This is a genomic window from Streptomyces sp. NPDC059499 (genome assembly GCF_042749285.1).
GTDB lineage: Bacteria > Actinomycetota > Actinomycetes > Streptomycetales > Streptomycetaceae > Streptomyces.
The window spans coordinates 57,406-69,063 of sequence record NZ_JBHYTT010000005.1 but is presented as its reverse complement, the minus strand read 5'-3'; the positions used below and the strand labels follow the sequence as shown (position 1 = coordinate 69,063).

Here is an 11,658-nt window from a genome sequence, read left to right as displayed (position 1 = left end):
GTTGTGGTGGTTTTTTTTTGTTAAAACCCCCGCGGGGTGCACCCCGCGCGCGGGGGGGGGGGGGGGGGCGCCGCGCGGGGGGGGGGCGCGCCCCCCCCGCCGCTGAGTCCGGAGAGTCAGACCTCCAGTTCGGCCTCGATCTTCTTCAGCTGGTGGCGGGCCATCGCCAGGTTGGCGCGGCCCGAGTCCAGCACCAGATAGAGGAACAGACCGTTGTTGCCACGGGTCTTGAGCAGGCGGATCAGGTGGTACTGGCCGCTGAGGGTGATCAGGATGTCCTCGATCTCTTCCTTGATCCCCAGGTGTTCCATGGTGCGAAGTTTGGCGCGTACGACATCGGTGTTGCCCGCTGCGGCGACATCCAGGTTGAAGTCCTTGCCACCGCCGAGGGTGCCGAGTGCCATGCCGCTGGTGTAGTCGACGAGTGCGACACCGAGGGTGCCCTCGATCGCCGTCATCGCGTCCTTCAGTGACGCTTCGGTGTTCGCCATGAGTGCTCGTTCCTTTCCTGGCCGGCCCGGGCGGGCCGGATTCGTGTGTGTCAGCTGGGGTCTTGTGTGGGGCGGCGGGGGAGCGTGCGGGCCTGCGGGGCGCGTGCCGGGGGCGCGGGGCGGTCGGCGCGCTCCAGCGCGGCATCGACCACCTCGCCGATACGGGCGCCCGCGCGGCGCCCCTCGAGGTGCAGTCGGCCGACGTTGATGCGGTCCTCGGCCAGCAGGGTGAGGACGGCGGAGGCCCCTGCCGCGTACGTCGCGATGTAGCCGGTCTCGCCGCGGACCAGGAGTTCGCGGAAGCCGCCGCGGCCTGTGGCGTCGGTCATCCGGATGGACACACCGAGTGCGGCTGCGGTCAGCGCGGCGACGCCCTCGGCCTCGATACCGGGGGTGTCCTGGGCCAGTACCAGGCCGTCGGTACTGGCCGCCAGCGCGCCGGACAGGAGAGGGACCCGGGCCCGTAACCGCTGGAGCTCGTCGAGGACATCCTGCACTTCGGCCTCGGGCACCATCAGTTGTCTCCTCCCGGCACGCTGTCTGAGCGCGCGAATCACAGGGCCTCCAATGCGTCTCTGAGCCGGCGCAGCAGGGCGACGTCGGGGTCGGCCGTGACCTCGGGCAGCGTGATCCGGCCTGCCGCGGGAGCGGACGGGTCCGATGCCCGGCGGGCAGTGCCGACCAGCCCGGCCGCCGCGAGCCGGCGCAGGTCGACCAGGATGTGGAAGGCCGAGCGGCCCAGTTCCTGGGCGATGTCCGTGGCCGTACGCGCACCGTCCACCAGGTCCAGGACACGGCGCTGCCGTGGTGGGACCGGGGCGTCGACGGGGTGCGCCGCGGGGGTGAGCGGGGCACTGTCGGTGAGCGCGTCCGGCCAGATCCGGTCCAGCAGTTCCCGGCGCCGGAGCGTCTCGCGCTGCACGGCGTCCACGGGTACGGGGTGGACGGGGCCTATCCAGTGGGAGACCCCGTAGCGGAAGCGGGCCGGCGTGCGGGTCGGGGCCAGGGCGAAGAAGGCCGCGTCGTACAGCGCACCCAGGTGGCACAGCTCCAGCGCGCCGCCGGGCACCCGGCCGCTGTCCACGAGGTAGCGGCCGACCCGCTGTCCGGCGCCCGCCTGGGCGACCGCGTCCCACCAGCCCTCGGTGCGCAGCGCGCCACCGGTGATGAGCAGGACGTCGATCCCGGGGGTGGCGGGGCTCTCCGCGTGGACTATCTGGCCGTCGGCGAGGTACAGGGTGCCTCGGTCGCGCATCAATGCGCCGGTTGCGCGCTCGGCCGCGAGCCGCTGGAGCATGGGGGAGGGGACCGAAGGGGCGTCCTGTTCGGCGGTCTCCGGCCGGGTGGCGGTCGGTCTCATGCCAGGACCAGCCGCTCCGCGATCTCGCCGAGCCGTATGCGGGCGAGGGCGAGGTTGCCTTCCGCGCGGTCCAGCCAGAGGTGCAGGAAGACGCTGCTGTCGAAGTCCGTCTCGACGAAACGGAGGATGTGGTAACCGGGCGGGGTGGTGACGATGACGTCCTCGACGGCCGGTCCGGGCGGGGTGGATAAGTCCTGTGGCCGTGACTGCGCGAAGACCGGCTGCTCCGCGGCCATCCTCGCCACCTCGGCCGTCTCGGCGGCTGTCGCCTCGTGGTCACCGCCGGGCGAGTCGCCGATGGTGCCGAGGGCGAGACCGCTCGTCCAGTCGACCACTGCGGCGCCCCGGGCACCGGGCAGCCTCATGACTTCGAGCAGGCACTGGTCGATTCCGGGCAACGCGGACTCCCCTCCCGACGTGGCGTACGGCTGTAATGGAGAGGCTACGCAACGTGCTTGCGGCAGGTGGGAGTTCTGGCATTTTCCACAGGTACATGCGGTTCGCCGTGTAAAGGGGCTCCGGACGGCGGTGGGTGCGCAAGGTTTCCTCCCCGGCCGGTGGTGGCACGCGGGGTTCCGCTCCGGCAGGCGGTCGGACCGGACGGGGCGGGCGCTCCCTGTTGACTAGGAGTATTCAGACCCGCAGGATGTGAATAGAACAGTCACAGGCAGGACGGTCGCAGTCCCGAGGAGGCATTCCCCATGTCAGGACCCCGCCCCGTACGGGCACCGCGCGGTACGGAACTGAGTGCCCTGGGATGGCAGCAGGAAGCCGCCCTGCGCATGCTGCAGAACAACCTCGACCCCGAGGTGGCCGAGCACCCGGACAAGCTCGTCGTCTACGGCGGTACGGGCAAGGCGGCCCGCGACTGGCGGTCCTACGACGCCATGGTCCGCACCCTGCGGACGCTCAAGCAGGACGAGACGATGCTCGTCCAGTCCGGGCGGCCCGTCGGCGTCATGCAGACCCACGAGTGGGCGCCGCGCGTGCTGATCGCCAACTCCAACCTGGTGGGCGACTGGGCCAACTGGGAGGAGTTCCGCCGGCTGGAGGCCCTCGGGCTCACCATGTACGGGCAGATGACCGCCGGGTCCTGGATCTACATCGGGACGCAGGGCATCCTCCAGGGCACGTACGAGACGTTCGCCGCCGTCGCAGCCAAGAAGTTCGACGGCACCCTCGCGGGCACGATCACGCTGACCGCCGGACTCGGCGGCATGGGCGGCGCCCAGCCGCTCGCCGTCACCATGAACGACGGCGTCGCCATCTGTGTCGACGTCGACCCGCGCGCCATCGAGCGGCGCATCGAGCACAAGTACCTGGACGTGAGGGCCGACTCCCTGGAGCACGCGCTCCAACTGGCCGTCGAGGCGCGCGACGCCCGTCGTCCGCTCTCCATCGGACTGCTCGGCAACGCGGCGGAGCTCCTCCCGCGCATGCTTGCCGAGGGTGCCCCCATCGACATCGTGACCGACCAGACCTCGGCCCACGACCCGCTCGCCTACCTCCCCGTCGGCGTCGACTTCGACGACATGGCCTCGTACGCGGTGAGGGACCCGGCGGGCTTCACCACCCGCGCGCGCGAGTCCATGGCCAGGCACGTCGAGGCCATGGTCGGCTTCATGGACGCGGGCGCCGAGGTCTTCGACTACGGCAACTCGATCCGGGGCGAGGCCAAGCTCGCCGGTTACGCGCGCGCGTTCGACTTCCCCGGCTTCGTGCCCGCCTACATCCGGCCGCTCTTCTGCGAGGGCAAGGGCCCGTTCCGCTGGGCGGCGCTCTCCGGCGAGGCGTCGGACATCCACAAGACGGACAAGGCGCTCCTGGACCTCTTCCCGGAGAACGAGTCGCTGCACCGCTGGATCAAGATGGCGGGCGAGCGCGTCCACTTCCAGGGCCTCCCCGCGCGTATCTGCTGGCTCGGCCAGGGCGAGCGCGACAAGGCGGGCGACATGTTCAACGACATGGTCGGCAACGGCACCCTCGCCGCCCCGCTCGCGATCGGCCGCGACCACCTCGACTGCGGCTCGGTGGCGTCCCCGTACCGCGAGACGGAAGCCATGCTCGACGGGTCCGACGCGATCGCGGACTGGCCGCTCCTGAACGCCATGGTGAACGTCGCCTCCGGTGCCTCCTGGGTCTCCATCCACCACGGCGGCGGCGTGGGCATGGGCCGTTCCATCCACGCGGGCCAGGTCTCGGTCGCCGACGGCACGAAGCTGGCCGGCGAGAAGATCCGCCGCGTCCTCACCAACGACCCGGGCATGGGCGTCATCCGGCACGTGGACGCGGGCTACGACATCGCGGAGTCGGTCGCGGACGAGAAGGGCGTACGGATCCCGATGCGCGAGGGCGGCACCGCGTGAGCGACACCTTCCACGCCATGTGGCGCTCGCTGCGGCCCATCGGCCGCAGCGACGCCTCCGGCGGCTACCGCCGCTACGCCTGGACCGGCGCCGACGCCGAGTGCCGCCTGTGGTTCCAGGCGCAGGCCGAGGCGCGCGGTCTCGACTACGAGGTCGACCGCAACGGCAACCAGTGGGCCTGGCTCGGCGACCCGCTGGCCGGGGACGCCGTGGTCACCGGGTCCCATCTCGACTCCGTACCCGACGGCGGCGCCTTCGACGGCCCGCTCGGGGTGGTGTCCTCCTTCGCGGCCCTGGACGAACTCCGCCGCAGGAGAGTGGTGTTCACCAGGCCCTTCGCCATCACCAACTTCGGTGACGAGGAGGGGGCCCGCTTCGGGCTGGCCTGCGTCGGCTCCCGGCTCGCCGCAGGACAGCTGACCGTCGAGAACGCGCACCTGCTCCGCGACGGGGACGGTGTCACGCTGCCGCAGGCCATGGAGGCCGCCGGCTACGACCCCGACGCCATCGGGCCCGATCCCGAACGGCTCGCCCGTATCGGCGCGTTCGTGGAGCTCCACGTGGAGCAGGGACGGGCGCTCGACCTGAGCGGGGACGCGGTCGGTGTCGCCTCCGCCATCTGGCCGCACGGGCGGTGGCGGTTCGACTTCCGGGGCGAGGCCAACCACGCGGGCACCACCCGGCTCGTCGACCGGCGCGACCCGATGCTCACGTACGCGGAGACCGTGCTGGCGGCCCGGCGCGAGGCCGAGCTCGCAGGAGGGCTCGCGACCTTCGGCAAGATCGCTGTCGAGCCGAACGGGGTCAACGCGATCCCCTCCCTCGTCCGCGGCTGGCTCGACTCACGGGCCGCCGACCAGGCCACCCTCGACGCCGTCGTCGGCGGTATCGAGCGGGCCGCCCGGGAGCACGCCGGGCGGGCCGGGATCGACCTCGACGTCGTACGCGAGTCGTTCACGCCCGTCGTGGAGTTCCAGCACGCCCTGCGCGACGAGATCTGCCGGGTGCTGGGGAAGCACGGCCCGGACGACACGGGACGCACCGTCCCCGTCCTCGGCACGGGAGCGGGCCATGATGCGGGTATTTTGTCCGCTTCGGTGCCCACCGCCATGCTGTTCGTACGCAACCCCACCGGGATCTCGCACTCGCCGGCCGAACACGCCGCCGAGGACGACTGCGTGGCCGGGGTGATCGCTCTCGCCGACGTACTGGAAGGCCTCGCGTGCAGCTGACTACGCAACCCACGGGCACACCGGTCACCGCCACCTACTGGCTGTCCCACGCCTGGCTCGGCACCCACGTCGAGCCGGGCGTCGCCCTGGACGTCGCCGCAGGGCGCATCGCCGGTGTCCGTACGGGCATCGACACACCTCCGCCCGGCGCCACCGCGCTGCGCGGCCTGACCCTCCCGGGTCTGGCCAACACCCACTCGCACGCCTTCCACCGGGCCCTGCGCTCCACCGTCCAGGTCGGGTCCGGCACCTTCTGGACCTGGCGCGAACTGATGTACCGGACTGCCTCCCGACTCACCCCCGACACCTACTACGACCTGGCCCGTGCCACGTACGCCGAGATGGCCCTGGCCGGCATCACCGCCGTCGGTGAGTTCCACTACCTGCACCACGCGCCAGGCGGCACGCCCTACGACAATCCGAACGCGATGGGTGAGGCCCTCATCGCGGCGGCGGCCGAGGCGGGCATCCGCATCACCCTGCTCGACACCGCCTACCTCGCCGCCGGATTCGGCGAGAAGCCCAACCAGCACCAGCTCCGCTTCAGCGACACCACCGCCGACGCCTGGGCCGAGCGCGCCTCCCTGCTCAAGGGCGACGACCGGACGCTGATCGGCGCCGCCATCCACTCCGTGCGCGCCGTCCCGGCCGGGCAGCTGGCCACCGTCGCGAAATGGGCCGAGGAGCGGGAAGCGCCCCTCCACGTCCACCTCTCCGAGCAGACTGCCGAGAACGACGCCTGTCTCGCCGCCCACGGCCGCACCCCCACCCGGCTCCTCGCCGACCACGGGGTCCTCGGCCCGCGCACCACCGGCATCCACAACACGCACCTCACCGCCGAGGACATCACCCTGCTGGGCGGCTCCACGACCGGTACCTGCATGTGTCCCACCACCGAACGCGACCTCGCCGACGGCATCGGGCCCGCAGCAGCCCTCCAGCGGGCGGGCTCCCCGCTCTCGCTGGGCAGCGACAGCCACGCGGTGATCGACCTCTTCGAGGAAGCCAGGGCGATGGAGCTCAACGAGCGCCTGCGCACCCATGTACGTGGCCACTGGACGGCCGCGGCCCTGCTCAGAGCCGCTTCCGCCGACGGGCACGCGGCACTCGGCCGCCCCGACGCCGGCACGCTGGAACCGGGTGCGCCGGCCGACTTCGCCACCGTCGCACTGGACTCCGTCAGGACAGCGGGGCCGGCGCCCCGGCTGGCAGCCGAAGCAGCCGTATTCGCCGCCTCCGCCGCCGATGTGCGGCACACGGTCGTGGCAGGCCGGCATGTCGTACGGGACGGTCACCACACGCGGGTGCAGGACGTCCCCGCAGCACTCGCCTCCGCCGTCGCCGCCCTGCACGGCTGATCCCCGAACACGAGGAGAGCACCCCCCAGATGACGACGACCGCCGTCACCAACATCGCCAGCCTGGTCACCAACGACCCCTCCCTCGGAGACGGGACCCCCCTGGGCCTGATCCAGGACGCGGCCGTCGTCATCGAGGGCGACCGCATCGTCTGGACCGGTGAAGCCGGCAAAGCACCCGCCACCGACAACGCCGTCGACGCGGGCGGCCGGGCCATGATCCCCGGCTTCGTGGACTCCCATTCCCACCTGGTGTTCGCGGGCGACCGCACCCACGAGTTCAACGCCCGCATGTCCGGCCGGCCCTACTCCGCCGGCGGCATCCGCACGACCGTCTCCGCCACCCGCGCCGCCTCCGACGACGAGCTCTCGGCCAACGTCGCGCGCTATCTCGCCGAGGCGCTGCGCCAGGGAACCACCACCTTCGAGACCAAGTCCGGCTACGGCCTCACCGTCGAGGACGAGGCCCGCGCCCTGCGCGTCGCCTCCCGCCACACGGACGAAGTCACCTTCCTCGGCGCGCACATCGTGGGGCCCGAGTACGCGGACGACCCCGCCGGATACGTGGACCTGGTCACCGGGCCGATGCTGGACGCCTGCGCTCCGTACGCCCGCTGGATCGACGTCTTCTGCGAGAAGGGTGCCTTCGACGGGGACCAGGCGCGCGCCGTCCTCATCGCGGGCAAGGCCAGGGGCCTGCACCCCCGCGTCCACGCCAACCAGCTCGGCCACGGCCCCGGCGTCCAGCTCGCCGTCGAGCTCGACGCGGCGTCGGCCGACCACTGCACCCACCTCACCGACGCCGACCTCGACGCGCTCGGCCAGGGCGACACCGTGGCCACGCTGCTCCCCGGTGCCGAGTTCTCCACCCGGGCGACCTGGCCCGACGCCCGTCGCCTCCTCGGCGCCGGCGCCACCGTCGCGCTCTCCACCGACTGCAATCCGGGCTCGTCCTTCACCTCCTCCATGCCGTTCTGTATCGCCCTCGCCGTACGGGACATGGGCATGACCCCCGACGAGGCGCTCTGGTCCGCCACCGCGGGCGGCGCCGCCGCGCTGCGCCGCGGCGACATCGGCCGCATCACACCCGGCGCCCGCGCCGACCTCGTGCTCCTGGATGCCCCGAGCCACGTCCACCTCGCCTACCGGCCGGGAGTTCCGCTGGTCAGCAAGGTGTGGCGGCGCGGCGAACCGGTCGCGTAACGGCCGATAAGCGGAAGCAGCCGATTTTCACCGGTCGGTCACAAGATGTCGTGGGTGCCTACCGCGGAGTGACCGTGCCCGGTACCGTTCTGGGCAGCGTGGCTCAGGGGGTAGACCGGGGGTCTGGTGAGCAGTCGGCGCATACGTGTGGTCAGGCCCGGGGATCTGGGCGTGGGGGACATCGAGACCTGGCGGGAGCTGCGGGCGAAGTCCGGAGCTCCGGCCCATCCGTTCATGGAACCGGAATTCACCCTTGCCGTCGGCCGCGTCCGGCCGCGCGCACGGGTGGCCGTGATCAGCGACGAGGAGCAGGTGACGGCCGGCTACTTCCCCTTCGAGCGGGGGCGGTTCGGCGGTCACGGCAGGGCGATCGGCTTCGGGGTCTCCGACCTCCAGGGCGCGGTGCTGCGCCCGGGGCTCCCCCTGGACGCCAGGACGCTGCTGCGGGCCTGCGGTATCTCCGCATGGGAGTTCGACAACCTCGAAGCGGGCCAGGAACTCTTCGAGGAGGACGCCGCCCGCTCGTACCCCTCGTACGTCATCGATGTCGGTGACGGCTACGAGAGCTACGAGACGGAACTGCGGGCCCGGTCGCCGAAGTTCCTCAGGACCACCCTGGCGAAGGAGCGCAAGCTCGGCCGGCAGGCCGGTGAGGTGCGGTTCGTCCTGGACGAGCGGGATCCGGCGGTGCTGCGGACCCTGATGGAGTGGAAGTCAGCCCAGTACCGCAGGACCGGCCGCCGCGACCGCTTCGCGAAGAAGTGGATCCGCGACCTGGTGGAGTTCCTGTTCCACACCCGGGCTCCCGGGTGCGCGGGTCTGCTCTCGGTCCTGTACGCGGGGGACAAGCCCGTGGCCGCCCACTTCGGGCTGCGCTCGCGGACCGTGCTCTCGTGCTGGTTCCCGGCGTACGACCCCGAGTTCGCGAAGTTCTCTCCCGGGCTGATCCTCCATCTGCGGATGGCGCGGGCAGCCGCGGACGACGGCATCGGGATGCTCGACATGGGGCGCGGGGCGGCCGAGTACAAGGACGCCCTGAAGACCGGGGAGCTGACGGTCCACGAGGGTGCCTCGGTCAGGCCGGGTGCGGGCGCCGCGCTCCAGTGGCTCGGCCGTGAACCCTCGCGCAGGGCGCACAGCTTCGTGCGCAAGAGGCCCCGGCTCGCGGGCCTGGCCCAGCGCGGACTCGAACGGGCGGGCCGGCTGCGCAACACGAAGCAGCCGAAGCAGCCGAAGGAGCAGCCGAAGCGGGCGAAGGAGCCGCCGGAACAGCCGTAACGGCCGTTGCGGCGTCACAGCAACCGGCGCGGCGGCTGCAGCACGCGCAGTTCACAACGGGCGGCCATGGCGTCACGAAGACGTGGGGATGGGACCGGATGCCGTACAGGACACAACGATTCGGATCAGCACCGCAGTTACCTGACATCAGTCACCTCGCCGGTGTGGCCGTGGCCGAGCTGGAGCTCGGAGCACCGGACGGTACGGGCGCGGAGATCGCCCCCGCCCCCGGTGGCCCGCCGTTCAAGGACGGCCCGCACGAGGGCGAGGAGCAGCGGGTCTTCGCGCTCGTGCGGCTGCGCGGGCGCCCCATCGGCACGGTCGTCGGCCGGATCCGGGCGGGCGACGACCCGGCTTCCGTACTCGCCGGACAGGCGGTCGACGAGATCGACCTGCCGGAGCCGCTCCCCGCGTCCCGGCGGGCCGACGCTCCCCGGGCCACCGTCGTCGTCGCGACCCGGGAGCGCCCGGAGCAGCTCGCCCGCGCGCTCGACTCACTGCTGGCCCAGGACCACCCGGACTTCGAGATCGTCGTCGTCGACAACGCGCCCGCCACGACCGCCACCCGCGATCTCGTCGCGGCCGGGTACGCGCACCGAGGGGTCCGTCACGTCCTGGAACCCGTGCCCGGTCTGGCCGCCGCCCACAACCGGGGGATCGCCGCCGCCGATGCGGACGTCCTCGCGTTCACCGACGACGACGTGATCGCCGATCCGCACTGGCTCACCGCCCTCACCCTGCCCTTCGCCGCGGACCCGCGGCTCGGCTGTGTGACCGGCCTGATCCTGCCCGCGCGGCTGAACACCCCCGCGCAGACCCTGCTGGAGAGCCACGGCGGCTTCGCCAAGGGATTCGCCGGGCGCCGCTACGACCCCGCGCACCCGCCGGCCGACGAACCGCTCTTCCCGTTCACGGCCGGACGGTTCGGGTCCGGCGCCAACATGGCCTTCCGCGCCGGACCGTTGCGGGCCGTCGGCGGCTTCGACCCCGCCACCGGCACCGGAACCCCCGCCAGGGGCGGCGACGACCTCTACGCCTTCGTAAGGATCCTCGCCGGGGGCCACCCCCTGCTCTACACACCCGACGCGATCGTCTGGCACCACCACCGGGAGCGCTGGGAGGACCTGTGCGGACAGGCGTACGGGTACGGGGCCGGGCTCACCGCCTGCCTCACGGCACTCCTGGTCAGGAAGCCCGCGCTGCTGCCCGCCCTGCTCGCCCGGCTCCCGCGCGGTCTCGCCCACGCCCGCGCGATGACGGCCTCGCGCGCCACGGACGCGGCCGGCCGACGGGGCGTTCCCGGCGAGCACGGCACGTACACCTACCCGTGGCCCCGGCATCTGTCCCGGCTGGAGCGGCGGGGCCTGCTGTACGGCCCGGTCGGATACGTACGCGCCCGGCTGTCCGTCCGCGGCGAACCACGTCCCTGGGAGGGGAGATGAGCGCTCACAGATCCGGCAGCTCCGGGGCGTCCCGGATACCCGTGCTGCTCTACCACGCGGTGATGGACGACCCCCCGCAGTGGATCGCCGAGTTCACGGTCGGGCCGCGCGCGTTCGCGGCCCAGCTGGACGCGATCGCCGCCGGCGGGCGCACCGCCGTCCCGATCAGCGCACTCGTCGACCACCTCGCGGGGCGCGGCCCGCTGCCGGACCGCCCCGTCGTCCTCACCTTCGACGACGGTTTCGCGGATCTGCCCGGACCCACCGCCGAGGCGCTCGCCGGGCGTTCGATGCCCGCCACCGCGTACCTCACCACCGGCGCGCTGGCGCCCGGCGGCCGCAGTCTGCTGCCGCCCGGCCCGATGATGAGCCTGGAACAGGCGCCGCTGCTCGAGCAGTACGGCATGGAGGTGGGCGGGCACACGGTCACCCACTCCCAGCTGGACACGCTGACCGGTGCGGCTCTGAAGTGCGAGCTCACCGACTCCAAGAAGGCGTTGGAGGACGTGCTGGGCCATGAGGTGACCCATCTCGCCTATCCGCACGGGTACAACAGCGCGGCTGTGCGCCGCGCCGCCCGTGCCGCCGGGTACGAGAGTGCCGTGGCCGTCCGGCACGCGCTGAGCTCCGCGCGGGACGAGCCGTACCGGATCGCACGGCTGATCCTCCGGCGGGGGCACACGGTGCGGGACATCGAGGAGTGGATGGCCGGCGGTGGCGCTCCGGTGGCGCCGTTCCCCGACTCGCTGCCCACCGTCGGCTGGCGGTGGTACCGGCGGGCCCGGGCGGCGGTACGGGGGCCGGTGTTCGCGGGGTGAGGCGAACGGCGTGGGGCGAGCGAGGTGGGGCGAGCGGCGTGGGGCGAGCCGGGTGACGGGGCGCCGGATCGATCGAGAGCCGTACAAAGGCGAAGCACATTCCTATACTTC

At 72.4% G+C, this 11,658-nt stretch carries 11 protein-coding genes; 7 read left to right on the top strand and 4 right to left on the bottom strand.

The window, feature by feature from the left end:
• Positions 1-116: 116 nt before the first annotated feature.
• Genes ACFW9O_RS14435 through ACFW9O_RS14420 form a run of 4 tightly spaced genes read right to left on the bottom strand, consistent with a single transcriptional unit; the run spans position 117 to position 2,249 of the window.
• Positions 117-491 (bottom strand): hypothetical protein, encoded by a 375-nt coding sequence (locus tag ACFW9O_RS14435; protein WP_351171905.1) that lies wholly within the window; start codon positions 489-491, stop codon positions 117-119.
• A 50-nt stretch (positions 492-541) separates the two neighbouring features.
• Complete coding sequence (locus ACFW9O_RS14430) at positions 542-1,006, bottom strand: roadblock/LC7 domain-containing protein (protein ID WP_351171908.1); 465 nt, start codon at positions 1,004-1,006, stop codon at positions 542-544.
• A 38-nt stretch (positions 1,007-1,044) separates the two neighbouring features.
• Positions 1,045-1,851: a transcriptional regulator gene (locus ACFW9O_RS14425; RefSeq protein WP_384609055.1), complete on the bottom strand. Its 807-nt coding sequence runs from the start codon at positions 1,849-1,851 to the stop codon at positions 1,045-1,047.
• Positions 1,848-2,249, bottom strand: a complete 402-nt coding sequence (locus tag ACFW9O_RS14420) for a hypothetical protein (protein ID WP_351171914.1) — start codon at positions 2,247-2,249, stop codon at positions 1,848-1,850. The genes ACFW9O_RS14425 and ACFW9O_RS14420 overlap by 4 nt, the downstream gene beginning before the upstream one ends.
• A gap of 303 nt (positions 2,250-2,552) precedes the next feature.
• On the opposite strand from ACFW9O_RS14420, the gene hutU reads away from it, so the two are divergent.
• The 7 genes from hutU (at position 2,553) to ACFW9O_RS14385 (ending at position 11,547) form a co-directional block, all read left to right on the top strand.
• Positions 2,553-4,217, top strand: a complete 1,665-nt coding sequence (hutU, locus tag ACFW9O_RS14415) for a urocanate hydratase (protein ID WP_384609052.1) — start codon at positions 2,553-2,555, stop codon at positions 4,215-4,217.
• Positions 4,218-4,234: 17 nt separating this feature from the next.
• Complete coding sequence (locus tag ACFW9O_RS14410) at positions 4,235-5,449, top strand: allantoate amidohydrolase (protein WP_384609618.1); 1,215 nt, start codon at positions 4,235-4,237, stop codon at positions 5,447-5,449.
• Entirely contained in the window at positions 5,440-6,807 is a 1,368-nt protein-coding gene (locus ACFW9O_RS14405; RefSeq protein ID WP_384609050.1) for a formimidoylglutamate deiminase, read from the top strand. The genes ACFW9O_RS14410 and ACFW9O_RS14405 overlap by 10 nt, the downstream gene beginning before the upstream one ends.
• Positions 6,808-6,836: 29 nt before the next feature.
• Entirely contained in the window at positions 6,837-8,009 is a 1,173-nt protein-coding gene (gene hutI / locus ACFW9O_RS14400) for an imidazolonepropionase (RefSeq protein WP_384609047.1), read from the top strand.
• Positions 8,010-8,135: 126 nt separating this feature from the next.
• Positions 8,136-9,287, top strand: a complete 1,152-nt coding sequence (locus ACFW9O_RS14395; RefSeq protein WP_384609044.1) for a GNAT family N-acetyltransferase — start codon at positions 8,136-8,138, stop codon at positions 9,285-9,287.
• Between the two features lie 164 nt (positions 9,288-9,451).
• Entirely contained in the window at positions 9,452-10,729 is a 1,278-nt protein-coding gene (locus ACFW9O_RS14390) for a glycosyltransferase (RefSeq protein WP_384609615.1), read from the top strand.
• Entirely contained in the window at positions 10,726-11,547 is an 822-nt protein-coding gene (locus ACFW9O_RS14385; RefSeq protein WP_384609042.1) for a polysaccharide deacetylase family protein, read from the top strand. Before ACFW9O_RS14390 ends, ACFW9O_RS14385 begins: the two co-directional genes overlap by 4 nt.
• Positions 11,548-11,658 lie beyond the last annotated feature (111 nt).